Annotated in this window: 17 protein-coding genes, 1 tRNA gene and 3 pseudogenes; 14 read left to right on the forward strand and 7 right to left on the reverse strand. The window is 43.5% G+C overall.

What is annotated here, in order from left to right; translation table 11 throughout:
- Window positions 1-16: 16 nt before the first annotated feature.
- Together MOC09_RS03630 and MOC09_RS03635 are read left to right on the forward strand one after the other, a co-directional pair.
- A complete protein-coding gene (locus MOC09_RS03630) occupies window positions 17-1,480 on the forward strand; it encodes an FGGY family carbohydrate kinase (protein WP_268369610.1) in 1,464 nt (487 codons plus the stop codon).
- A 94-nt stretch (window positions 1,481-1,574) separates the two neighbouring features.
- Window positions 1,575-2,819 carry an MFS transporter gene (locus tag MOC09_RS03635; RefSeq protein ID WP_268369612.1) on the forward strand — a complete coding sequence of 415 codons (1,245 nt, stop codon included), beginning with the start codon at window positions 1,575-1,577 and terminating at the stop codon, window positions 2,817-2,819.
- 227 nt (window positions 2,820-3,046) lie between these two features.
- Here MOC09_RS03635 and MOC09_RS03640 read toward each other — a convergent pair whose 3' ends face one another.
- The 3 genes and pseudogenes from MOC09_RS03640 to MOC09_RS03650 all read right to left on the reverse strand — a co-directional run bounded on the left by MOC09_RS03640 (window position 3,047) and on the right by MOC09_RS03650 (window position 4,768).
- Window positions 3,047-3,580, reverse strand: coding sequence for a GNAT family N-acetyltransferase (locus tag MOC09_RS03640; RefSeq protein ID WP_268369614.1), 534 nt, complete (start codon window positions 3,578-3,580; stop codon window positions 3,047-3,049).
- A gap of 41 nt (window positions 3,581-3,621) precedes the next feature.
- Window positions 3,622-4,394 (reverse strand): annotated as a pseudogene (locus MOC09_RS03645) (hypothetical protein).
- Window positions 4,395-4,462: 68 nt separating this feature from the next.
- On the reverse strand, window positions 4,463-4,768 hold the full coding sequence (locus tag MOC09_RS03650) for a DUF948 domain-containing protein (RefSeq protein ID WP_268358779.1): 306 nt from the start codon (window positions 4,766-4,768) through the stop codon (window positions 4,463-4,465).
- 149 nt (window positions 4,769-4,917) lie between these two features.
- Between MOC09_RS03650 and MOC09_RS03655 the strand changes: the two genes are divergently transcribed.
- The 4 genes from MOC09_RS03655 (at window position 4,918) to proB (ending at window position 8,459) form a co-directional block, all read left to right on the forward strand.
- On the forward strand, window positions 4,918-5,634 hold the full coding sequence (locus MOC09_RS03655; RefSeq protein ID WP_268367277.1) for a 3-ketoacyl-ACP reductase: 717 nt from the start codon (window positions 4,918-4,920) through the stop codon (window positions 5,632-5,634).
- A 304-nt stretch (window positions 5,635-5,938) separates the two neighbouring features.
- Window positions 5,939-6,307 (forward strand): replication termination protein, encoded by a 369-nt coding sequence (rtp, locus tag MOC09_RS03660; protein WP_003220337.1) that lies wholly within the window; start codon window positions 5,939-5,941, stop codon window positions 6,305-6,307.
- A 146-nt stretch (window positions 6,308-6,453) separates the two neighbouring features.
- On the forward strand, window positions 6,454-7,347 hold the full coding sequence (gene proC, locus MOC09_RS03665) for a pyrroline-5-carboxylate reductase (RefSeq protein ID WP_268369618.1): 894 nt from the start codon (window positions 6,454-6,456) through the stop codon (window positions 7,345-7,347).
- A complete protein-coding gene (gene proB / locus MOC09_RS03670; protein ID WP_268363031.1) occupies window positions 7,344-8,459 on the forward strand; it encodes a glutamate 5-kinase in 1,116 nt (371 codons plus the stop codon). The genes proC and proB overlap by 4 nt, the downstream gene beginning before the upstream one ends.
- A gap of 49 nt (window positions 8,460-8,508) precedes the next feature.
- Here the strand turns inward: proB and gltC are convergent, their stop codons facing one another.
- Window positions 8,509-9,411: a glutamate biosynthesis transcriptional regulator GltC gene (gene gltC, locus MOC09_RS03675; protein ID WP_268367278.1), complete on the reverse strand. Its 903-nt coding sequence runs from the start codon at window positions 9,409-9,411 to the stop codon at window positions 8,509-8,511.
- A 146-nt stretch (window positions 9,412-9,557) separates the two neighbouring features.
- Here gltC and gltB point away from each other — a divergent pair, with 146 nt between their 5' ends.
- Window positions 9,558-14,120, forward strand: coding sequence for a glutamate synthase large subunit (gene gltB, locus MOC09_RS03680; protein WP_268369619.1), 4,563 nt, complete (start codon window positions 9,558-9,560; stop codon window positions 14,118-14,120).
- A gap of 16 nt (window positions 14,121-14,136) precedes the next feature.
- A complete protein-coding gene (gene gltD / locus MOC09_RS03685; protein ID WP_268362895.1) occupies window positions 14,137-15,618 on the forward strand; it encodes a glutamate synthase small subunit in 1,482 nt (493 codons plus the stop codon).
- A gap of 55 nt (window positions 15,619-15,673) precedes the next feature.
- Here the strand turns inward: gltD and MOC09_RS03690 are convergent.
- A pseudogene (locus tag MOC09_RS03690) lies at window positions 15,674-16,664 on the reverse strand (zinc-binding dehydrogenase).
- A gap of 126 nt (window positions 16,665-16,790) precedes the next feature.
- Here MOC09_RS03690 and MOC09_RS03695 point away from each other — a divergent pair.
- Window positions 16,791-17,643, forward strand: a pseudogene (locus MOC09_RS03695) (LysR family transcriptional regulator).
- Window positions 17,644-17,787: 144 nt separating this feature from the next.
- On the opposite strand, the gene ggt reads toward MOC09_RS03695, so the two are convergent.
- The gene (gene ggt / locus MOC09_RS03700) at window positions 17,788-19,551 is read right to left on the reverse strand and encodes a gamma-glutamyltransferase (protein ID WP_268362897.1); all 1,764 of its coding nucleotides are present in this window, start codon (window positions 19,549-19,551) and stop codon (window positions 17,788-17,790) included.
- A 184-nt stretch (window positions 19,552-19,735) separates the two neighbouring features.
- Here ggt and MOC09_RS03705 point away from each other — a divergent pair, with 184 nt between their 5' ends.
- The 3 genes from MOC09_RS03705 to MOC09_RS03715 all read left to right on the forward strand — a co-directional run bounded on the left by MOC09_RS03705 (window position 19,736) and on the right by MOC09_RS03715 (window position 20,951).
- On the forward strand, window positions 19,736-19,966 hold the full coding sequence (locus tag MOC09_RS03705; RefSeq protein WP_024121629.1) for an excisionase family DNA-binding protein: 231 nt from the start codon (window positions 19,736-19,738) through the stop codon (window positions 19,964-19,966).
- A gap of 315 nt (window positions 19,967-20,281) precedes the next feature.
- Complete coding sequence (locus tag MOC09_RS03710) at window positions 20,282-20,827, forward strand: site-specific integrase (RefSeq protein ID WP_268362898.1); 546 nt, start codon at window positions 20,282-20,284, stop codon at window positions 20,825-20,827.
- A gap of 51 nt (window positions 20,828-20,878) precedes the next feature.
- Window positions 20,879-20,951: transfer RNA gene (locus tag MOC09_RS03715), tRNA-Arg, on the forward strand.
- A gap of 90 nt (window positions 20,952-21,041) precedes the next feature.
- Here the strand turns inward: MOC09_RS03715 and iseA are convergent.
- Entirely contained in the window at window positions 21,042-21,587 is a 546-nt protein-coding gene (iseA, locus tag MOC09_RS03720) for a DL-endopeptidase inhibitor IseA (protein WP_268367280.1), read from the reverse strand.
- A gap of 281 nt (window positions 21,588-21,868) precedes the next feature.
- On the opposite strand from iseA, the gene MOC09_RS03725 reads away from it, so the two are divergent.
- Complete coding sequence (locus MOC09_RS03725; protein WP_268367281.1) at window positions 21,869-23,260, forward strand: MATE family efflux transporter; 1,392 nt, start codon at window positions 21,869-21,871, stop codon at window positions 23,258-23,260.
- 132 nt (window positions 23,261-23,392) lie between these two features.
- Window positions 23,393-24,370 (forward strand): aldose 1-epimerase, encoded by a 978-nt coding sequence (gene galM, locus MOC09_RS03730; RefSeq protein ID WP_268362887.1) that lies wholly within the window; start codon window positions 23,393-23,395, stop codon window positions 24,368-24,370.
- Window positions 24,371-24,397 lie beyond the last annotated feature (27 nt).

Here is a 24,397-nt window from a genome sequence, read left to right on the forward strand (position 1 = left end):
AAAGGAGGCCGACAGAATGAAGAAACAAAAAGGCTATCTCGTATTTGATATCGGCACAGGGAATGCGAGAGTAGCAGTCGTGAGTGTGTCGGGCCGTGTTCAAACGGTTGAACGGGAGGACATTGTATATTCCACCGAGACACTTTACCCGGACAGCCGTTATTTTTCTCCTCAGGTGCTGTGGAAGCAAGTCATGAGATTGGCAAAACGTGCGCTTTCCCGTTCGAGTGATATTGACATCATTGGTTTGACATCGACGAGTCAAAGACAGGGAATTGTTCTGATCGATCAAAACGGCGAAGCTTTTCTCGGATTGCCGAACATTGATAACCGCGGGCGTGAGTGGGAGGGGAGCATACCCAATCAGCAGGAGATATACAGCCGCACAGGCCGCCTGCCAACCGCACTTTTTTCTGCGCTTAAGCTTTATGGTTTAAAACAGCGCCAGCCGTCTTTGTGGGAAAAAACGGCAAGTTTTACAAGCATCAGTGATTGGGTGACGTACCAGCTGAGCGGGAAATTGACATATGAACCATCACAGGCAACCGAAACCCTGCTGTTTGACGTAAAGCAAAACACTTGGTCAGAAGAGATGTGCGGCATTTTCGGCTTCTCCTCATCTATTCTTCCGCCTCTTGTAAGAGCGGGAACAGCGACTGGAACGATCACAAATGAGAATGCGTCCAAATTAGGGCTATCTATACATGCAAAGGTGGTAGCAGGGGGCGGGGATACACAGCTGGCTGTGAAAAGTACCGGCGCTGTGCTTGAGGACATTGTCATCGTATCAGGGACAACAACGCCAATCACCAAAGTTACTGCTGAGCATGACGATCTAAAATATAAAGCTTGGCTGAACTGCCATACAGATCAAGGACAGTGGCTTGTAGAAACGAATCCTGGCATTACCGGCCTGAATTATCAAAAATTAAAACAGATTTTTTACCCGAATGAAACGTACGATGTGATGGAGGAAGAGATGTCTGCACTTGCTAAAGAAGACAATGCATGTGTGGCGGCTCTCGGATCTTATTTGTCGGAAGAAAAGAATGCGTTAACCAGAGGCGGTTTTCTTTTTGATGCCCCGCTATCAGCGCATTTAAAGAGAGCACATTTTGTACGTGCGGCGCTGCAAGAGATCGCATTTTCAATCAAATGGAACTTTGACATATTAACAGAGGTTACTCCGTATGAACGTGACTATGTTTGGGTGTGCGGAGGAGGCTTTCAAAGCAAAACTCTCACTCAATATATTGCTGACCTTCTTCAGAAAAAAATCTATGTTCATGAGGGATTTCATCAGGCATCTGTCGTTGGTGCTGCTGTCATTTGCAATGAGACCTTTCAATTGACGGAAGAGATGTCAGCAAATGTCCGGGTGATAGAACCCCAAGACAGCCAGATTGAACCGGGCTTATATGAGGAATGGAAGCAAACGCAGCGCTTTTTCTCAAGTTCAGAAAGCAAAGTGCTAATATAAGGCGGCATATACTGCTGTTTTGAGGAATTATCTAATTTTCAGCTTTAACAAGGTAATACGGTAATGAATATAAGCATCTAAGGAGGAGACAGAAATGTTAGATAAAATCGGTATACCGAAGCGGCTTGCCTGGGGGTTTATAGGGGTTGTTTTGTTTATGATGGGAGACGGGCTTGAACAAGGCTGGCTCAGTCCTTTCTTGATCGAAAACGGGCTTACCGTTCAGCAATCCGCTTCCATTTTTAGTATATACGGGATATCCTTGGCTATAGCTTCCTGGTTTTCGGGTGTATGTCTGGAAGCATTTGGCGCAAAACGGACGATGTTTATGGGGCTGTTGTTTTATGTGATCGGTACAGCTGCCTTTATCGTATTTGGATTTGAACAGCTAAACCTTCCTGTAATGTATGTGACTTACTTCGTAAAAGGTTTAGGCTACCCGCTTTTTGCATACTCTTTCTTGACATGGGTCATTTACAGAACACCGCAAAACAAGCTAAGCACGGCTGTCGGCTGGTTTTGGATTGCATATTGCCTGGGCATGTTTGTGTTCGGTGCTTGGTACTCAAGCTACGCGATCAAAGCGTTCGGTTATTTGAACACGCTTTGGAGCTCTATTTTCTGGGTATGTCTTGGTGCATTTTTCGCATTGTTTATCAATAAAGACCGTTTTGAAAAGAAGAAAGAAAAAAGATCAGAAACAGCCGAGGAGCTTTTAAAAGGGGTTACGATTCTATTTACAAATCCGCGCGTGCTTACAGGCGGAATCATCAGAATTATCAACAGCATTGGTACATATGGTTTCCCAGTCTTTTTGCCGATGCACATGGCTCAGCATGGAATTTCAACCAATGTGTGGCTGCAGATTTGGGGAACGATTTTTCTGGGGAACATTGTGTTCAACCTCATCTTTGGCATTGTCGGCGATAAGTTCGGCTGGAAAAATACCGTTATTTGGTTCGGCGGAGTCGGCTGCGGCATTTTCACCGTCCTATTATATTATGCACCTGTTTTCTCCGGCGGAAGTTTAGCGGTTGTCAGCGTGATCGGCTTTATTTGGGGAGGTTTGCTGGCAGGCTATGTGCCGATTGGTGCAATTGTGCCGACGGTGGCCGGAAAAGACAAAGGAGCGGCCATGTCTGTATTGAATTTGGCTGCAGGTTTATCAGCGTTTGTCGGCCCTGCGCTCGCTTGGCTGTTCATCGGTCTCATCGGGGCGCAAGGTGTTGTCTGGATCTTTGCGATCCTTTATCTTGCGAGTGCGGTCATGACAAAATGCATTCATATACCTGAGGAAAAAGCAGTACAGGAGGAAACGACTCCTCAATATGCATCTTAATCAGGAAGCGTCCTGTTTCAGGGCGCTTTTTATGATTTATTTAGTAATGTAAGGGTTCCCATGATTGTAACAGCATTTACCAATATGCATCTTTGTAAGTTATATAAGTATAAGAGGTGAAAATCTTGCAGGAAGTGGTCAAGAATCAAGACGCCATGTCTGGTGCAGATCATGAATAGGACATTTTAAAGGGAAGGGCATATACGTGCACAGACAAGAAAATACCGTTATTCTCTTGATTTTAAAGTAGAGTACACATTTGTATCATAAGGGACTCCATTTTGATACATGTAGTGTCTTAAGACTCCTTCTTTTTGAAATCCCATTTTTACGAGCAGGCGATTTGATGCTTCATTTTCGGTAAATACGACTGCGCCGATACGTGTCAGTCCAAGGGCAGAAAATCCGTAGGATACGGCCTTTGAAATGGCTTCTGATGCAAATCCGTTTCGCCAATGCGCCGGGATGATTTCATAACCGATCTCTGCACGCCTATGCTTGTGGGCCAAAGCATGAAAGCCAATCGTTCCAATCAATTCTTTAGTGTCTCTTCTCTCAATTCCCCACCGTATACCCCTTTTTTCTTGATAAAGGGCGGCAAACGTTTGAGCCATTAAAATGGCTTGTTCTTTAGATTCCATGCTTTCAATTCCGTAATAGCGGGTCACCTCAGGGTTGGAAAAACAAGCAAAAATGGCTTCTGCATCTTGATCTCTGATTTGTCTAAGTGTAAGCCGATCCGTTTCTAATACAGGAAACATTTCACCACTCCCAGTTTGCGTTTTCGTTTATCATATCTCCTTTATTTCTTCTTTTCTATAGTGAAATCAAACCTGAGGAAGCAAAGGCACGAATTTGTTTTTCTAGCTGCTCTTTGTTTTTGTTGAATTGTTTTAAACGATGGCCGTTTGCGCCTGATGGGTGGGGAAAGCCGCGAAGGCAGAAAAACTTCTGGAGACTGTGCTCGCTGATCAGTGCTTCACATACTGTTTCGGCTGCTTTTCCAAGCGGAATGAGAAGAGCCGGCCTGGTCATGTTATTAAGCTCCGCAGGGAAGTTGTCAAAAGCATAGGTGCTTAGGATAGGAGAGCGAGAAATAGCCGGTCTGTATCCGGTATAGTTTTTTAGCTGAATGAAGGCAGGATATTTGATAACGGAAGTGGTATGAAGCATATGACGCAAGTCTCCAAAAAGCTGTGAGGCGCATTGAATGCCTAAAGCCTGCGGCAGCCCGCATAAATTCAGCATGTTGATCAGGTTATCCCTCATTGAACCGGAAAGACCCGCTGCTTTTTTCGTGTCTACTGCCATTTGCTCAAGAGACCGGCCGCGCCGCAGGCTTTCTACGGCGGTTTCGTATGCTGTTTTCATTTGAAAAAACCCCGGCGTGATTCCAGCAATTACAATTGCGGCATTATGATTGATATATTCATTATGAGGTGAATAGTAGATGCCAAGTTCATTTTCTTGATGGAGACGAAATGAAGAAACGAGTAAATCGGACTTTGTAAGTGATGAAGGAAGAGAATGCAGTTTCTCTGCGAACTCCTTTAAGCAGCGGCGGTTTACAATCATGCATAGTCCTCCTTAAAAATGATATCCCATTGTCCATTCTGAACGTAACAAGGGGATATCATTCATCTTTATCTGCTATTTAAATGTCCTGCCTTCCACACCTCTTTGACTGCTTGAGGAACTTCTTTCACTTCAGCTGTAGTTTGTTGAAAAACGGTTTTTTTCATTTGGATATCCTGCTGAATCTTCTTTTGTTTTTGCGTCAGCAGCTCCGTCTCCGTTTTTAATCCTTCGACTTGTTTTTGCATTGCCTGCGTAACAGAGGTGAGCTTCTTTAGTGCGGGATCTATTTTTTTCTTGTTTTGAATCACATTAACCCCTAAGATAATGATCGAAATAGCCAATACTGCGATGCTGATATAAACAATAACCATATGTTCACTCCTTTTCTTTTGTCATTACCCTGTTTCCGCTTTTTTAATCAAAGAAAATATGTTTTCACAGTTCGTTTGATTTGCGTATTGGATTTATTGTACTTATAATGTGATATCGTACATATGTAAACAAAGAAAGGGTGCTTCAATTGCAAAGTTTACAAAATAAAACTGCACTGATCACAGGAGGGGGCAGAGGGATAGGCCGCGCTACAGCTCTTGCCCTTGCGAAAGAAGGCGTGAACATTGGGTTAATCGGCCGGACTGCCGCAAACGTTGAAAAAGTGGCTGAAGAGGTTAAAGCACTTGGTGTAAAAGCTGCATTTGCCGCTGCAGATGTAAAGGACGCGGACCAGGTTAATCAAGCTGTAGCTCAAGTAAAGGAACAGCTCGGTGATATCGATATCCTCATTAATAATGCTGGAATCAGCAAATTTGGCGGTTTCTTAGATCTGACAGCTGATGAGTGGGAAGATATTATTCAAGTCAACTTAATGGGTGTGTATCATGTCACTCGTGCGGTGCTCCCGGAAATGATCGAACGCAAAGCCGGAGATATCATTAATATTTCATCTACAGCGGGCCAAAGAGGAGCTGCTGTGACAAGTGCTTACAGTGCTTCTAAATTTGCGGTTCTCGGGTTAACAGAGTCTCTTATGCAAGAAGTGAGAAAGCATAATATTAGAGTCAGCGCGTTAACACCAAGCACTGTCGCTAGTGATATGTCTATCGAATTGAACTTAACTGATGGTAATCCAGAAAAGGTTATGCAGCCTGAAGATCTTGCCGAATACATGGTGGCACAACTGAAGTTAGATCCGCGAATTTTCATCAAAACAGCGGGATTATGGTCAACAAATCCGTAAAAAGAGAAGCCTGTCTTACGACAGGCTATTTTTTATTTAAACAGTATCCGCACTGGCAATGTTTAAAGCCAAAGCTATATATATTGGAACCGTTTTTACTTGAAGACAACAGTGAAAATCAGTTAAAATAGAACTAAATAAACTATGTGCCAAATGTTCACTATATATTTTTATTCCACTCCACTCATAAACAGTAAACACAAGAATACTGAATAACCTATCTTTAATAAAGAGGAAATCAATAGATTAAAATTGAATATTTAGTACATAGTGTTCTCAGTTGACAGAAAAAGGAGTGCATATGATGAAAGAAGAAAAAAGAAGTTCAACTGGTTTTTTAGTTAAACAACGCGCATTTTTGAAGCTTTATATGATAACAATGACAGAGCAAGAGAGACTCTACGGATTAAAGCTGCTTGAAGTGCTCCGGTCTGAATTTAAAGAGATTGGCTTTAAACCAAATCATACAGAAGTATATCGGTCTTTGCATGAGCTTCTTGATGACGGGATATTAAAGCAGATCAAAGTAAAAAAAGAAGGGGCTAAGCTCCAGGAAGTCGTCCTTTATCAATTTAAAGATTACGAAGCTGCCAAACTATATAAAAAACAGCTGAAGGTTGAGCTGGACCGCTGTAAAAAACTCATTGAAAAAGCGCTATCAGATAACTTTTGATATGAACAAACACTCGGCCCAGCAGCGGTTTCGGGTGTTTTATGCTTTTCATTACACATATTTGTCGAAACGTAACAATACAAATCAATAATGACGTTCAAACTTGACATCATTTCCTCACGTGGTAACATTTTAAACGTGTGAAAATGCGAACAAAAAAGCGAACAAAGGAGATGTTACCGATCTTTGATCAAAAGAAAGTAGCCTTTATAGGAGCAGGATCTATGGCGGAAGGAATGGTATCAGGTATCGTCCGCGCCAACAAAATCCCAAAACAGAACATCTGCGTTACAAACCGCAGCAATACAGAGCGATTAACTGAACTTGAACTTCAATATGGAATCAAAGGTGTTGCGCCAAATGAATTATGTATTGAAGACATGGATGTGCTCATTTTGGCAATGAAGCCAAAAGACGCCGAAAACGCTCTGTCATCCCTAAAATCACGTATTCAACCCCATCAATTAATATTGTCGGTCCTTGCCGGCATAACCACCTCTTTTATTGAACAATCATTGCTTCATGAACAGCCGGTTGTCAGAGTAATGCCCAACACATCCAGTATGATCGGCGCTTCTGCAACGGCCATTGCACTTGGCAAGTATGTGTCAAATGACATGCAAAAGCTGGCCGAAGCATTGCTCGGATGCATGGGTGAAGTCTATACAATCCAAGAAAATCAAATGGACATTTTCACCGGAATTGCCGGAAGCGGCCCCGCGTATTTTTATTATTTAATGGAATTCATTGAGAAGACAGCAGAGGAAGCTGGCCTCGATAAGCAGTTATCTCGAAGCATCGGCGCACAGACGCTTTTGGGTGCCGCAAAGATGCTCATGGAAACAGGAGAACAGCCTGAAGTTTTAAGAGACAATATCACGTCACCGAACGGAACGACTGCTGCCGGGCTGCAAGCCTTGAAAAAGAGCGGCGGAGGAGAAGCGATTTCTCAAGCGATTAAGCATGCGGCTAAGCGTTCCAAGGAAATCAGCGATGATATCGAAAAAACAGCAGCCCCGCTATCAGGAGTGATAAAGTGACGCCTGAAACAAACGTGAAAAGAGTCGTTGTGAAGATTGGAAGCAGTTCTTTAACAAGTCTTCATGGGGAAATCAGCATTCGAAAGTTAGAAGCATTGGTTGACCAAATCGTCAAACTCAAAGACGCCGGCTATGAAGTGATTTTGGTTTCCTCTGGCGCAGTGGCGGCAGGATATCGAAAGCTCGGATTTATCCAAAGACCCGAGAAGCTTCCCGAAAAACAAGCATCAGCTTCAATCGGCCAGGGCCTTCTCATGGAAGCTTATTCAAAGCTGTTTTTAGCACACGGGTATGTTGCATCCCAAATTTTAATTACGAGAAGCGATTTTTCTGATGAATACCGATATAACAATGTGCGGAATACAATGAATGTACTGCTCGAACGCGGCATCATCCCGATCATAAACGAAAATGATACAGTTACTGTCAATCGGCTCAAGTTTGGTGACAATGATACGCTCGCAGCGAAAGTCGCGGGGCTCATTGATTCGGATATGCTTGTCATTTTATCAGATATAGACGGACTATATGACGGCAATCCGCGCACAAATCCAGAAGCGAAAATGATACAGCGGGTGAGTGAGATAACGCCTGACATTGAAGCGTGCGCGGGTGACACTGGCAGCGGCGTTGGTACCGGCGGCATGCGCTCTAAACTTGATGCGTTTAAAATCGTAATGGCATCTGGCATTAAAGGATTTCTTGGTCAGGCAGATGTCAGCGACATTTTATTTCAAGCTGTTCATGAAGAGGCGAAAGGCACCTATTTTGAAGCAGAGGGAACACTTTCATTGAACCATAAGGAGCAGTGGATCGTTTTTAATTCCGGGCCTGAAGGTGAAATTATTGTATCAGATGGTTATTCACGAGAAATAACAAACGGCCAATCGAGTTTGTATCTGGACGGTGTACAGGAGATTAAAGGAAGTTTCAAAAGCGGATCTGTTGTTAGGCTGATCGATGCACAAGGAATAGAAATCGGACTCGGAATCGTCAATTATTCTTCTGTACAGCTTCAAGAACCCGATAAGAAAAAAGAGCTGATCAAAAAAGCCGTAATTGATCAGGAAGCATTTGTATGCCATGTGGATTTATCCTTGCCTGTATATTAATTTTCAGCAAAAAACCCGAGCTTCTAGAAGGAAGCCCGGGTTCGTTTTTTTATTGATACTGCTCCAGCTTAGAAAAGAATTGAATGACAAACTCATAAAAGTCATTCGCAGAAGGAGCAAGCTCTCTGTTTTTCGGTTTAATGATTCCGACAGTCCGTTTCACTTGAGGGAACTCAATTGGGATTTTTACAGTAAAACGAGGTGTCGTCTCAGCAAACGTGCTTTCGGGCAGAAGGGTAACGCCCATTCCCGCGGACACCAATCCTTTAATCGCATCCAAATCCTCACCCTCCGTAGAAACGAGAGGAGCAAAGCCGGCTTGTTTGCAAGCATCAATTGCCATTTTTCTAAGGACAAATCCTTCCGGGAACAATACAAATTGATCGTTGCGCAAGTCGATTAAATGAACCGTTTTCTGTTTGGCAAGCGGATGATTTAAGGGAACAAGCGCGTAAATTTTTTCTGTGAATAAAATGTTCCCTGTTATGTCTGGAAAATTCGTTGGCACCGGTCCTAATAAGGCCAAATCAATATCGCGGCTTCTGACAGCTTCAATCAGAAATTTATAGGATCCTTGACGCAGCAAAAATTCGACGTGCGGGTATTCTTCTTTAAATGCTGAAATCACAGTCGGCAAAAGCTGGCTGGCAAGGCTTGTAGGAAAGCCAATCTTAACCGTTCCGCGATGCGGGTCTAGATACTCATCAATTTGTTCTTTCGCATAATCGATGGCTTTCATCGCTGTTTTCACATGAATTAAAAATTCTTTACCGATTGGCGTAAGTTTGATATTTCTCCCTTCACGTTCAAATAAAGTCACATTTAGTTCTTCTTCAAGATTTGCAATTTGTCTGCTGATTGCTGATTGGGCCACATGCAAATGATCGGCGGCTTCTGAAACGTGTTCTCTATCAGCCACCTCCATAAAATAACGCAGTTGGCGTAGCTCCATATTTGTCTCACATCCATCTATCTCATTTTGAGATTCTTTTGATCTAAATTATATATTGTTTATATCGTTTTGAAAACCTACAATAAACATAGAGTTGTTAGATTTTATGACCGGTATTATCGGAAATTGATCGGGGGAGAGGAATTATGACGTACAATCAAATGCCAAAAGCTCAAGGTCTCTACCGTCCTGAATTTGAACATGATGCATGCGGAATCGGCCTATATGCGCACTTAAAGGGCAAGGCGACACATGACATCGTCAAACAAGGGCTTAAGATGCTTTGCCAGCTAGACCACAGAGGAGGCCAAGGCAGTGACCCGGATACAGGAGACGGAGCCGGCTTACTGGTTCAAATCCCTGATGCTTTCTTTAGGAAAGAGTGCAAAGACATCAATCTGCCGGAAAAAGGGCATTACGGGGTAGGAATGGTCTTTTTCTCACAGAAGGAAGAGGAAAGAAAAAAAATTGAAAAGCAAATCAATGCACTGATTGAACAAGAAGGCCAAGTCGTTCTTGGATGGAGAACTGTACCTGTAAATGTCGGAAAAATCGGAACAGTGGCACAGAAAAGCTGCCCGTTTGTCCGTCAGGTATTTATCGGTGCAAGTTCTGATTTGAAGGACAATTTGTCTTTTGAACGAAAATTGTATGTCATTCGTAAACAGGCTGAAAACTGGGGAGTAACGGAGGGTCTTGATTTTTATTTTGCCAGTCTTTCAAGCCAGACCATTGTGTATAAAGGCCTTTTAACACCTGAGCAAGTTGATGCGTTTTATTCGGATCTGCAAGATGAAGCATTCGTTTCTGCTTTTGCACTTGTACATTCACGCTTCAGCACCAACACATTCCCTACATGGGAAAGAGCGCATCCAAACCGTTATTTGGTTCACAACGGTGAAATCAATACCCTTCGCGGAAACATCAACTGGATGAGAGCCCGTGAGCAGCAATTTGTATCTGAAAGCTTCGGGGAGGACCTGAACAAGATTTTGCCGATACTAAACGCTGACGGCAGTGACTCTTCCATTTTGGATAACGCATTTGAGTTTTTCGTGATGGCTGGACGCAAACCGGCCCATACTGCAATGATGCTCATTCCTGAGCCGTGGACGGAAAATACGCATATGTCCAAAGAAAAAAGAGCGTTCTACGAGTATCATAGTTCCTTAATGGAGCCTTGGGACGGACCGACAGCCATTTCATTTACTGACGGAAAACAAATCGGTGCGATCCTTGACCGGAATGGTCTCCGTCCGGCACGTTACTACGTAACAAAAGATGATTATATTATTTTTTCATCTGAAGTAGGCGTTATTGAAGTTGAACAGGAGAACGTTTTATATAAAAACCGGCTTGAACCGGGGAAAATGCTTTTAATCGATCTGGAAGAAGGCCGAATTATTTCTGATGAAGAAGTCAAAACACAAATTGCAACCGAATACCCGTATCAAAAGTGGCTTGAAGAAGAGCTTGTCCAAGTGAATCCTGATCCGGAATCAAGAGAGGAAGAACAGTTTGCAGATCTCCTCACTCGCCAGAAAGCATTCGGATACACATACGAGGATATCCAAAAATATTTAATTCCTGTTATTAAAGAAGGCAAAGATCCTCTCGGTTCAATGGGAAATGACGCGCCGCTTGCTGTTTTGTCAGACCGCGCGCAATCGCTGTTTAACTACTTTAAGCAGCTGTTTGCCCAAGTAACAAACCCGCCAATCGACGCTATTCGTGAGCAGCTTGTGACATCTACAATGACCTGGCTCGGTGCAGAAGGCGATCTTCTTCACCCGAGTGAGCGAAACGTTCGCCGGATTAAACTGTATACACCTGTATTATCCAATGAACAATTTTACGCATTGAAAACGATTGTTCATCCTGATTTAAAAAGCCAAAAAATCGATGTGCTGTTTTCAGAGGATCTTGAACGCGGATTAAAGGACATGTTCACACAGGCAGAAAAAGCCATCAGTCAAGGTGTAAGCCTGTTAATTTTATCAGACAAAAAGATGAACGAACGCCTGACACCAATTCCGCCGCTTCTGGCAGTCAGCGCACTGCATCAGCATTTAATCCGCAAAGGTCTGCGTACGAAAGTCAGCATTATTGTGGAATCAGGAGAAGCACGTGAAGTGCACCACTTTGCAGCATTAATCGGTTATGGCGCGGATGCGATTAATCCGTATCTCGCTTATGCGACCTACAAACAGGAAATTGATGAAGGCCGCTTGGATATCAGCTATGAAGAAGCCGTCAGCAAATATGGAAAAAGCATTACTGAAGGTGTTGTAAAAGTCATGTCCAAGATGGGGATTTCAACTGTACAAAGCTACAGAGGCGCCCAAATCTTTGAGGCAGTTGGAATCAGCCAAGATGTGATTGACCGTTATTTCACGGGAACTGCATCACAGCTCGGCGGCATCGATTTGGACACCATTGCAGAAGAGGCCCAGCGCCGCCACCGGGAAGCGTATCAGGATGATTTCAGCAAAACGCTTGAACCGGGAAGTGACTTCCAATGGAGAAACGGCGGAGAGCATCACGCGTTTAACCCGAAAACAATTCACACCCTACAATGGGCGTGCCGAAGAAATGATTACACCCTGTTTAAACAATATACAAAAGCGGCAGATGAAGAACGCATCGGATTTTTACGGAACTTGTTCGCATTTGACGGAGACCGCAAGCCTCTGAAATTGGAGGAAGTTGAATCCGCTGAATCGATTGTCAAACGCTTTAAAACGGGTGCAATGTCATTTGGATCCTTAAGTAAGGAAGCGCACGAAGCTTTAGCGATCGCAATGAACCGTCTTGGCGGAAAAAGCAACAGCGGTGAGGGCGGAGAAGATCCAAAACGCTTTGTTCCAGATGAGAACGGCGATGATAGAAGAAGTGCGATCAAGCAAATTGCATCCGGCCGTTTCGGTGTCAAAAGCCATTACCTTGTCAATGCAGATGAGCTGCAGATTAAAATGGCGCAGGGCGCTAAGCCGGGTGAGGGCGGCCAGCTGCCTGGCAACAAGGTATATCCTTGGGTTGCCGATGTCCGCGGGTCAACGCCAGGTGTTGGATTAATCTCACCTCCGCCTCACCATGACATTTATTCAATTGAGGATTTAGCACAACTGATCCACGATTTGAAAAATGCCAACCGCGACGCAAGAATCAGCGTAAAGCTGGTATCAAAAGCAGGCGTAGGCACAATTGCTGCAGGTGTTGCCAAAGCGACTGCAGATGTCATTGTGATCAGCGGCTACGATGGAGGTACAGGCGCTTCTCCGAAAACCAGTATTAAACATACAGGGCTTCCGTGGGAGCTTGGCCTCGCAGAAGCACATCAAACATTAATGCTGAACGGACTTCGCGACCGTGTTGTATTAGAAACAGACGGAAAGCTCATGACGGGCAGGGACGTTGTGATGGCTGCCTTGCTCGGAGCTGAAGAATTCGGTTTCGCAACGGCTCCGCTAGTTGTACTCGGCTGTGTCATGATGCGTGCCTGCCATTTGGATACATGCCCTGTAGGGGTAGCGACACAAAATCCGGAGCTTCGCAAAAAGTTCATGGGAGATCCTGACCATATTGTGAACTATATGCTGTTCATTGCCGAAGAAGTTCGTGAGTATATGGCAGCGTTAGGCTTCAAGACATTTGATGAAATGATCGGCCGCACTGACGTACTTCATGTGAGTGAACGGGCGAAGGGGCACTGGAAAGCAAGCCAGCTTGATTTGTCTACACTTCTTTATCAGCCTGAAGGCGTACGGACATTCCAGTCGCCGCAAAATCATAAAATTGATCAATCACTAGATATCACAGCGATTCTCCCGGCCGTACAAGAAGCCATCGAATCTGGAAAAGAGGCTGATATTTCAATCAAAATCAACAATACAAACCGTGTAGCCGGAACGATAACGGGAAGTGAAATTTCGAAACGCTACGGAGAAGAAGGGCTTCCGGAGGATACGATCAAGCTGCAATTTACCGGATCAGCCGGACAAAGCTTTGGAGCTTTCGTTCCTAAAGGGATGACGCTTTATTTGGACGGAGACTCAAATGATTATGTCGGAAAAGGGCTTTCTGGCGGAAAAATCATCGTCAAGTCACCAGAAGGATTCAACTCTGATTCGGATGACAACGTCATTATCGGTAACGTTGCTTTCTACGGCGCGACAAGCGGAGAAGCATATATTAACGGACGTGCGGGTGAACGCTTTGCCGTTCGGAACAGCGGTGTGAATGTAGTGGTAGAAGGCATCGGCGACCACGGCTGTGAATACATGACAGGGGGCAGCGTTGTCGTTCTCGGTGATGTAGGCAAAAACTTTGCTGCAGGTATGTCCGGCGGAATCGCTTATGTTCTGGCCGAAGATGTAAAAGCGTTTAAACGCAAATGCAACCTTGAAATGATTTTATTTGAATCATTAGAGGATGAGAAAGAAATCGAACAAATTAAAGCAATGCTTGAAAAACATGCTGGGTATACAAACAGCCAAAAAGCACAAGACCTGCTTGATCAGTGGGAAGACAGCGTGAAAAAATTTGTCAAAGTCATTCCGAAAAACTATAAACTAATGCTCGCAAGCATCGAAGAGCAAAAAGCTGCAGGCTTATCAGATGAAGAAGCTGTCATGTTCGCATTTGAAGCAAACACGAAGCCAAAGCAGAAAACAGCATCATCGGGACAAAAACAAGCGGTAGTACAGTAAGGAAGGGGAGAGGAACATGGGGAAACCAACTGGATTTATGGAGATCAAAAGAGAAAAACCTGCTGAGCGGGACCCTCTCACTCGCTTAAAGGATTGGAAAGAATATTCTGCTCCTTTTTCAGAAGAAGCATCGAAACGGCAGGGGGCGCGGTGTATGGATTGCGGTACACCGTTTTGCCAGATCGGTGCAGACATTAACGGATTTACATCCGGCTGTCCAATTTACAATTTGATTCCTGAATGGAATGATCTTGTCTACCGGGGCAGGTGGAAAGAAGCATTGGAACGTCTTTTGAAAACGAACAACTTTCCTGAATTCACAGGGCGGGTATGTCCCGCTCCTTGTGAAGGATCATGTACATTAGCAATTTCAGACCCGGCCGTATCAATTAAAAATATTGAACGGACCATTATCGACAAAGGATTTGAGAATGGCTGGATTCAGCCTAGAATCCCTAAAAAACGAACAGGCAAAAAAGTGGCCATTGTTGGATCAGGTCCAGCCGGATTGGCAAGTGCTGACCAGCTGAATCAAGCGGGCCATTCTGTCACTGTGTTTGAACGCTCAGACAGAGCGGGCGGCCTATTAACATACGGCATTCCAAACATGAAGCTTGAGAAGGGCATTGTAGAACGCCGGATTAAATTGCTGACGCAAGAAGGAATTGATTTTGTAACGAACACAGAAATCGGCGTTGACATTACAGCTGATGAGCTGAAGGAGCAATTTGATGCTGTGATCCTGTGCACAGGCGCTCAGAAACAACGGGATCTTTTAATTGAAGGACGCGACTCAAAAGGAGTCCATTACGCGATGGACTACCTGACACTCGCAACAAAAAGCTATTTAGATTCTAACTTTAAAGACAAAAAATTTATTGATGCCAAAGGAAAAGATGTCATTGTAATCGGAGGCGGAGACACTGGAGCTGACTGTGTGGCTACAGCGCTGCGGCAAAAAGCCAAAAGTGTGCACCAATTCGGCAAACACCCGAAACTTCCGCCAGCCCGCACGAATGACAATATGTGGCCTGAACAGCCGCACGTCTTTACCCTTGAATATGCGTATGAAGAAGCAGAAGCAAAATTCGGAAGAGACCCGAGAGAATACTCTATTCAAACGACAAAAATGGTTGCAGATAAAAACGGAAAGCTGAAAGAGCTTCATACCATCCAAATGGAAAAAGTGAAAAATGAGCACGGAAAATACGAGTTCCGCGAGCTGCCTGGAACGGAAAAAGTTTGGCCTGCTCAGCTTGTTTTTATCGCTATCGGCTTTGAAGGCACAGAACAGCCGCTGTTGAAACAGTTTGGTGTTGATTCTGTCAATAACAAAATCAGCGCAGCATATGGGGATTATCAAACAAATATCGAGGGTGTATTCGCCGCAGGGGATGCAAGAAGAGGCCAAAGCTTAATCGTTTGGGCGATCAATGAAGGCCGTGAAGTGGCGCGCGAAGTGGATCGATATTTAATGGGGAGTTCAGTTCTTCCGTAAATAAAGGGGATTATCATATAAGAGAAACCGGTCTGTTCGCCAGCCGGTTTCTTTTTTATTCCATTACGATTCCGATGTTTCCAAACTGTCTGCCTTCCTGCATTCTTTTATATGCTTCATATGTTTTTTCTAAAGGATATGTGCGGTCGATCACAGGCCGCAGCTGATGTTTTTCAATGAAAGTAAGCATATCGTGAAATTCTTCACCGCTTCCCATCGAGGTTCCCAAAACATTGAGCTGAGGAAAGAATAAAGAACGCACTGGAAAACGGAGGTCGTCACCGGAGCTTGCCCCAAAGCTGACGATACGGCCGTTCAGTTTTACATGGCGGAAGTATTCCGAAAAGAGGGCAGGGCCTGCGCTGTCAAGAACAACATCTGCCTTTTTTCCCTGCAACTGCTCATCCCAATTGCTGTAGCTGTCAAATGCATAATCAGCACCCTAATTGCAGCGCCTTTTTTCTTTTCTCCTCACTGCGGGAGGTCACGCTTACTGTTGCCCCGATCGCTTTAGCCATGAATAAAGCGTAGGTTGCCACACCGCTGCCGATGCCCGGTACCAATAGATGCTCGCCCTTTTTCAATTGGGCTTTTGTAAACAGGGCACGATATGCGGTTAAAGCGGATAAAGGTAAAACGCCTGCTTCATCCCATTATAAATAAGAAGGTTTTTTGATTGCTTTCTTTGAAGGAATAATTACGTATTCAGCAAGCGTTCCGTCAGAAGGCCCTCCGAGAATCTCCGGTACAGGGGGTACACTCTCTGTCAAATCCCAGTTCAATGTCGGGAAGATGATCACTTCTGTTTGAACAGCAACATTGCTCACGCCTTCTCCAACCTCTTCAATGATGCCTGCACCGTCAGAGCCCAGTATCACATGAGGGTCTCGTTCAGATTTGTTATTCATAAGAAACAGGTCGCGATGGTTTAGACCTGCAGATTTTAATTTGACTTTGACCTCTCCGTATCCGGGCTTTTTTGATGGAACGTCCTGAACGGATAACCCCTGAAGGCCGGCTTTTCCGTTGTGAGTTACAGCTTTCATGAAGTCTGCCTCCATTGAATTGTATTTTTATATCTTTACATATTTTACATAGCGTTTTTCTTCAAGTAAAATGAACAAAAATGATAGCCGATATCACTTTTTATCCTAGCAAGAAGGTGAGTGCCTATGGAAAGCGGAGATTTGAAGATTTTTCGGGCTGTTGCCCGTGAAGGAAGTATAACGAAAGCGGCGCAAATGCTGAATTATGTTCAATCGAATGTGACAGCCAGAATACATAACCTTGAGGAACATTTGAAGATCAAGCTTTTTCACCGAACGAATCGCGGGGTGAAGCTGACAGCTGCCGGAGAAAATCTATTGCAATACGCAGAACAAGTATTATCTCTGTTAGACGAAGCTGAAAAATCGGCACAGATGAGCCAGCATCCGAAAGGGCCTTTGCGGATCGTTGGAAACAACGGCGGTAACGCATTTGCCCGAGCATGCGGCCGCCTTCCTCAGCCGTTTTCCCGAAGTTGATTTATCAGTGAACACAGCAGATACACATCATTTAATTCAACAGGTTCTTGATCATAAGGTTGATGGCGCTTTTGTATATGGGCCGGTTGAACACACTGATATCAAACAAATCCCTGTTTCCCATGATGAATTGTTTTTGATTTCATTACGGGGAGGAACGGCGGAAGACATGCTTCGGCAGCCGATGCTCTTTTTTGGAGCGGGCTGCTCTCACCGTGACAGGATCAAAAGATTGCTAGAGGAAGCAGGCATTCAAAATCAAAAAATGATAGAGTTTGGCACATTGGAAGCCATTTTTAGAGGAGTGTCCGCCGGGTTGGGTACGGCGCTGCTCCCAAAATCCGCTGTTGACTGCTCCGTCCATCGTATGAATGTATGTATTCATCAGCTGCCAGCTGCGTATCAAGATGTAGAGATTGTATTTATATACAGGAAAGACTTTTTTATGACGTGTGCGTTTCAGACATTTCTTGATGAGATTAACGAAATGAAAAGATGAAGCCGTTTCATAAACTGAATCAAGAGCGTAGCCGATTGTTACGAAAGCCGGCGGCATAGTATCACCAACAGGGAGATATTCTTATATACAGGGTCTGCATAACAGAAAAACTGTACTCATTTAAAGCGAGTACAGTTTTTTTATTTATTTACGTTTTAAATCAATTCCGATCGCTGCGCCATTTCTGCTTGAATCAGCTACGCCTTTAAAGGTGCCGTTTTCATGATCGATCGATATACTTTGTACGTTTCCGATATCCACCGGGCTCTTGCCGAATTTGTGGCCCATGTCGTTTAGTTTACTGAGGACATCTTCAGGAACTCCGTCTTCGTAGCGGTAGGAGCTCATGCTGTTTGTGTAAATTCTCGGCTCTTCAACAGCCGCTTTTAATTCCATGCCATACTCGATGTGATAGAGAATGGTTTGCAAAACGGACGAAATAATGGTGGCCCCGCCAGGAGATCCGACGGTGAGGACGGGTTTGCCATCCTTAAATAAAATAGTCGGGGTCATACTGCTTAAAGGCCGTTTGTTTGGCTGTACTTCGTTAGCTCCGCCTGGAACTGCATCAAAATCAGTTAATTCATTGTTTAAAATGACACCGTAATCAGGGACCATAATGCCCGTTCCGAATAGCTGTTCAATTGTCGTCGTATACGAAACAACATTTCCCCAGCGATCGGCAACTGTAAAGTGAGTTGTTTGGCCTTCTACTTTGTCTTTCGGCTGTTCGACTTGCTTATAGTTTGCCGATCCTTCTTGGTATTTCCAAGGATCGCCGGCTTTCGGTTTTTTATTCACTTGTTCTAGGCTGATTAATTGCTGGCGTTCTTTAATATAGTCGGGGTGAAGCAGGCCTTTGAGAGGAACGTTTACAAATTCGGGATCACCTGCGTAAGACGCACGGTCGGCATAAGACAAATGCATCGTTTCAGCAAGCAGTTGATATTTTTCCCATGAGCGGACATCGTACTGTGAAAGGTTAAAATCATCAAGTATTTTCAGCATTTGCAATAAGAAAATACCGCCAGAGCTTGGAGGAGGAGTAGTGGCGATTTGATAGCCTTGATAGTCTCCCCAAATCGGCTCATCGATTGTAATGTCGTAATTTTCTAAATCTTTTTTCGTCATTGATCCGCCGAAGTCCTGTACTGTGTCAGAAAGCGCTTTGGCGAATTTTCCTTCGTAAAAAGCGTCAGTGCCTTTCGAGCGAATAAGCTTAAACGTTTTTGCCAAATCCTTTTGAACCAGCGTATCGCCTTCTTTAAGCGGCTCGCCATTTGGCAAAAATACATCTTTTGCAGCAGTCCGTGACAGCTTTTCCTGGTAATCAGAAATGGCATCTGCCAATACTGAGTCAATCGGAAAGCCTTTTTCAGCGAGTTTAATAGAAGGGGTAATTAATTGCTTCATTGAACGGGTTCCCCATTTATCCAAGGCTTCTTCCAGCCCTTTCAGTGTACCTGGAACACCGACGGCAGTACCTTTTGTCACACGTTCAGAGAAAGGAATCGCTTTTCCGTCTTCATCGAGAAACATATCGGGAGTTGCGCCTGCCGGAGCGCGTTCACGGCTGTCGATGATCGTTGTATCCTTTGTTTTTCCGTCATACACCATCATAAAACCGCCGCCGCCAATGCCTGACATCATCGGCTCTGTTACATTAAGAGCAAATTGAATGGCAACTGCTGCGTCAATGGCATTTCCTCCTTTTTTCAGTACATCTGCACCGATTTCCGAAGCGAGAGGATGTGCAGTAGCAACCATGCCGTCTTTCCCAACATCTACTTGTTTGTACTCGTCATAGCTTTTGGGCGGCTTTTTAGCTTCCGCGTGAAAAGGAACAATTCCAGCGACTAACAGAACACTAAGCAGAGCTGTTAAACAGACGTTCCACGTTCTTTTCATGTTCTCCCTCCTATATGAAGCTGTAATGTTACAATCTTAGCGTAAGAAAATTACAGCGTTTTCACAAGTGACAAATGGTATATTATATCGAGCATTCACCCGTTTTTCTGTGCGAAATTGATTATATTGTTATGAGCCATGTGCTATATTAGAATCAGCATACGGATTAAGAAAGGATTTCTATATGTATTTAACGATTAAAGAAACAGCAGAATATGCAAATCTTTCAGAGGATTATATTAAAAGCTTGGTACTCGAAGGAAAAATCAGGGCCGTTCATGACGGTGAGCAATTTTTGATTTATAAGGGACAGTTCAAAACGCATCTCGAACAGCTGGAAAATTACAAAGCTCTGGTGCAGGAAATATTAAATGAACCGATCCCGGAAGATATTGATGTAAAGGATGAAGATTAGGACACAATTTGAAATTGTGTCTTTTTTTGTATGTTTTTGCAGAAACGCCGGAAAATTAGGAGCGTCAGATTTCGTTTTAAGAGGCTTTTTGATGATATCAAGAGGAATAAGTATCTAAGAGGTTAAAAGCTTTATATGAGGATGTAAAGCTTATTTAATAGGGAGGAGGTTTTTGAAAGCCTTCCTGTCTGCTTATGTAACACTATGTATATTATGTTACATAAATCCCGTCACGCTTTGACATTCAACGTTTTTCAGCTATAATAGTAACATAGACCTCAAAACGTTACATAACCGTTTTTAAGGAGTTTTTTGATGCATATTGTACAGCCGATTCGCAGTTTAGAGAAAATCCAAGAAGTAAAACAATATTTGCTAAACAAAAACAAGCGGGATTACTTTCTGTTTATTTTCGGCATCAACAGCGCGCTCCGCATTTCTGATATTTTGCCGCTGCAAGTGAAGGACGTTAAACATAAAGATCATTTATGGGCAACGGAAAGCAAAACAAAAAAGAAAAGGAAGATTCTGATTTTAGAATCACTAAAACAGGAAATATATGAGTACACGGAAGACATGAAGGAGAACGAATATCTGTTTAAATCTGTCCGGACCAGGAAGCCGATTTCCCGCATTCAGGCCTACAGAATTTTAAGAGAAGCTGCCGCGGCGTGCGGACTCGAGGAGATAGGGACGCATACGCTCCGAAAAACGTTTGGCTATCATTTTTATCAGCGGACAAAAGACATTGCCGAACTGCAGAGAATATTAAATCACTCATCACCCTCGATTACTATGCGGTATATCGGTATTGATGAAGATACGACAAGAGCCGCGTATAAGGTTTTTGGAGGGCTTTAATACAAACAGCTTGAAAATATTGATTATCAGAGCTACTATATAAATACAAAAGCTCTAGTAGCACAGCGGATAGTGCAGCAGTTTCCTAAACTGCAGGTCGGGAGTTCGAATCTCTCCTAGAGCGTAATATAACGAAAGAAAGACAATGGGCTTTTCGCCTGTTGTCTTTCTTTTATGCCTAATAAAAAACGCCCGCATACACCGGGCGTTTTTCTTATATAACTGCGTCAAATTTGTTGACTTTCCATTTTTTATTTTCTTTTACAAATGTCACTTTCCGTTTCGCTGCAGGTGATCCGTCTAAAGTAGGAACGGTAAATTCATATGTGACTGTGCCGCCTTTTTTAGAGATCACTTTAGCAGTTGACTTTTTCCAATTCAGAAGGTTGTCTCCGTCGCCGATTGGAACTGCTAGTTTTCCTTTTGAAACAGTGAAATGATAATCTTTAAAGCCTTTTTCGATTGCTGTTTTTGTGAAAATAGGAGTTAAGTAATTTACGGCTTTTGCTTTAGTGCCGAGATCACTGCACATGTACACATATTGAAGATTTTGATATTCAAATGTGCCAGATGGGCAAACTGCTTTTTTCTCTTTTGGGTTATGGCCGCTCATTGTGTTCCAAAAGTGCTCTCTAGCTGACAATGCCAGCTGCAGTGCTTGTTTTTGTGATAAATCACCTGAAGTATTTTTCGCAAATGCATTTGTGCTCAATGACAGAATAAGTGCAATAGTTGTTAAAAATAGAAGACATTTTTTCATTGTGAGTCACTCCTTCAAAATCTCTTTCTCTTATGTTACAAATGTTACAATAATTACGTATAGATTACAATACTTTTGCATAGATTATTTTTTTCTTTTATTCATAAGAAATAGGCTGTTACTTGCTAGTTTATTCTTCATAAGCTAAAAAGATGTGTAAAATTAGAAGAATCGAGAAGGGTTTCATATGGACAGTGATGAATAATAACATGTTACATATCCTGTTTTTGTAAAAAGAACAGAAATACGTTTAAAAACGATTTCAAAAGGAGTCCTTCAATATGGAAACATCACAAGAACAACTTGTAACTCAGAAGAAAAACAAGCCATCTGTTTGGCGGTCCATGTCACTCTTTTTAGTGCCGCTTTTGCTAAGCAATGTGCTGCAATCAGTCGGCCAGCTTGTCGGGATGATGGCTGTAGGCAGATGGCTTGGCGTTGATGCCGTGGCAGCTGTATCATCCTTTTTCCCGTTATTTTTTCTTTTAATCTCATTTACGATAGGGATTGGTTCAGGAAGTTCGATCCTGATCGGACAAGCCTACGGGGCGAAGAATGAGGAGCGGTTAAAGGCTGTTGTCGGAACAACGCTCACGTTTACGTTTTTATTAGGGGTTGTGTTAGCCGTCATCGGCAGTATTTTTACATTGGATATTCTTCGTTTAATGGGCACGCCTGAAAATGTCATTGATGTCAGTGCCAACTATGCACGTATTTTATTTTACGCTATGCCTTTTATGTTTTTATATTTTGCATATACCACGTTTTTGCGCGGAACAGGGGATTCTAAGACACCGTTTTATACGCTGATCGTGAGCACGGTCATCAACATAGCGCTGTTGCCTCTCCTGATTCTTGGCATGTTCGGGTTGCCGAAACTTGGAATATACGGCTCCGCATATGCAACCGTCATTTCTACGATTGCGACTTTTATTGTGTTAATGGTGTATTTGCGAAAACGAAACCATCCGCTGCAATTTGATAAAACCGTGCGGCACTATTTAAAGATGGATAAGGAGCTGCTGGCTCTCCTGCTGCGTCTAGGGATTCCATCAAGCATCAATATGATTCTCGTCTCATTATCAGAGATAGCGGTTATCTCATTCGTCAACCATTACGGTTCTAATGCGACAGCTGCATACGGAGTGGTCAACCAGGTAGCGAGTTATGTGCAGATGCCGGCCGTCAGCCTCGGCATTGCAGTATCTATTTTCGCTGCACAATCGATCGGAGCAAACGAGTTTGACCGCCTGAAACAGGTCATTCGCGTCGGGATTTGGCTGAATTATATCATCGGCGGCGTGCTGATCATTCTAATCTATGTTTTTTCACATCAGATTTTAGGGTTATTTTTAACCGAGCAAGACACACTTTACATCGCACACCGACTCTTGATGATTACATTGTGGAGCTATTTGCTGTTTGGAAATGCTCAAATTATTTCCGCGACGATGCGGGCAAGCGGAACCGTTTTATGGCCAACCGTTATCAGCATTTTCTCCATTTGGGGTATTGAAGTGCCTGTCGCGTTCGTTCTTTCCCACTATACAAAACTTGAAATTCTTGGCGTCTGGGTTGGCTATCCAGCTGCGTTTGCCGTCAGCTTGCTGCTAATTTATGTGTATTACCAATTCGTGTGGAAAAAGAAACAAATTACACGTCTCATCCAATAGTCTTACGAATCACACCGTTCATGATTTGAGCGGTGCTTTTTTATTTAATAGGGAAAATCTAAAATGGAGGAAATATGGCACAGTACATTGAATTGTTATACAAGCAATGAATCAAAGAGAGGTTGAGTGCACATGGCAAACTATATTGAGAAAATGATGTATTTAGGAACGCCCGCCATCAAAGCGGGCAATGAGCATGTAGAAATGATTGTCGTTCCTGAGTGGGGGAGCAACGTCATTTCTCTCACAGACAAAGCGACAAAGATGCAGCTTTTACGTGAACCGGAAACAGCAGAAAGCTTTCACAAGACACCTACATTGTATGGCATTCCCATCCTGTTTCCTCCTAACCGGATCAGTGACGGAACTTTCAGCTTTCGGGGCAGAACGTATCATTTTGATATCAACGAAAAGGATAAACACAATCATCTTCACGGGTTTCTTTATCAGGAAAAGTGGAACGTGGTGACCATGAAGCAAACTGATGAAAAAGTGATCGTTGAAACTGAAATTGACCTTTCAGGGCTTCCCCATGTATATAAGCAATTTCCGCATCATGCCGTCGTTCGGATGACATATACGCTAAAGGGGAATACTCTATTTAAACATGCGACCATTATGAACAAAGGAAAGGAAGCGTTTCCTTGGGGAATCGGCTATCATACGACATTTGTATTTCCAGAAGAAAGCTCATTATTCTCACTGACAGCAGATCAGCAATGGGAGTTGGATGAACGTCTGCTGCCGACTGGAAAACTGATGGATGTACCGAATAAAGAAGTTCTGCACGATGGAATGGATTTACGCCACAAGCAGCTGGATGATGTCTTTTTATCTTCTTATCAGAAGAGAGGCGGAGAAAACCAGGCAGTCATTTATCATCAGCATGCACACATAAGCATTATCTATAAAGCAGATGATCAATTTAAACATTGGGTCGTATACAACGCGGACGGAAAACAGGGGTATTTATGCCCTGAACCTTATACATGGGTGACAAATGCTGTGAACCTTGACATGTCTCCATCACTCACTGGTGTACAAGTGCTGGAGCCGGGAGAAGAAACAACAGCCAAAAGCAGTATCACCATTGAACTGAATCATCAATAACCAAAGATGAGGATGAGAGAGGCGGGT

The organism is Bacillus sp. N12A5 (genome assembly GCF_026790125.1).
Lineage (GTDB): Bacteria > Bacillota > Bacilli > Bacillales > Bacillaceae > Bacillus.

What these genes read in the sequence shown, in the direction of transcription:
- MOC09_RS03630 (WP_268369610.1), top strand. Translation starts at nt 17, where the DNA reads ATGAAGAAACAAAAAGGCTATCTCGTATTTGATATCGGCACAGGGAAT.
- MOC09_RS03635 (WP_268369612.1), top strand. Translation starts at nt 1,575, where the DNA reads ATGTTAGATAAAATCGGTATACCGAAGCGGCTTGCCTGGGGGTTTATA.
- MOC09_RS03640 (WP_268369614.1), bottom strand. Translation starts at nt 3,580, where the DNA reads ATGTTTCCTGTATTAGAAACGGATCGGCTTACACTTAGACAAATCAGA.
- MOC09_RS03650 (WP_268358779.1), bottom strand. Translation starts at nt 4,768, where the DNA reads ATGGTTATTGTTTATATCAGCATCGCAGTATTGGCTATTTCGATCATT.
- rtp (WP_003220337.1), top strand. Translation starts at nt 5,939, where the DNA reads ATGAAAGAAGAAAAAAGAAGTTCAACTGGTTTTTTAGTTAAACAACGC.
- proC (WP_268369618.1), top strand. Translation starts at nt 6,454, where the DNA reads ATGCGAACAAAAAAGCGAACAAAGGAGATGTTACCGATCTTTGATCAA.
- gltC (WP_268367278.1), bottom strand. Translation starts at nt 9,411, where the DNA reads ATGGAGCTACGCCAACTGCGTTATTTTATGGAGGTGGCTGATAGAGAA.
- gltB (WP_268369619.1), top strand. Translation starts at nt 9,558, where the DNA reads ATGACGTACAATCAAATGCCAAAAGCTCAAGGTCTCTACCGTCCTGAA.
- gltD (WP_268362895.1), top strand. Translation starts at nt 14,137, where the DNA reads ATGGGGAAACCAACTGGATTTATGGAGATCAAAAGAGAAAAACCTGCT.
- ggt (WP_268362897.1), bottom strand. Translation starts at nt 19,551, where the DNA reads ATGAAAAGAACGTGGAACGTCTGTTTAACAGCTCTGCTTAGTGTTCTG.
- MOC09_RS03705 (WP_024121629.1), top strand. Translation starts at nt 19,736, where the DNA reads ATGTATTTAACGATTAAAGAAACAGCAGAATATGCAAATCTTTCAGAG.
- MOC09_RS03710 (WP_268362898.1), top strand. Translation starts at nt 20,282, where the DNA reads ATGCATATTGTACAGCCGATTCGCAGTTTAGAGAAAATCCAAGAAGTA.
- iseA (WP_268367280.1), bottom strand. Translation starts at nt 21,587, where the DNA reads ATGAAAAAATGTCTTCTATTTTTAACAACTATTGCACTTATTCTGTCA.
- MOC09_RS03725 (WP_268367281.1), top strand. Translation starts at nt 21,869, where the DNA reads ATGGAAACATCACAAGAACAACTTGTAACTCAGAAGAAAAACAAGCCA.
- galM (WP_268362887.1), top strand. Translation starts at nt 23,393, where the DNA reads ATGGCAAACTATATTGAGAAAATGATGTATTTAGGAACGCCCGCCATC.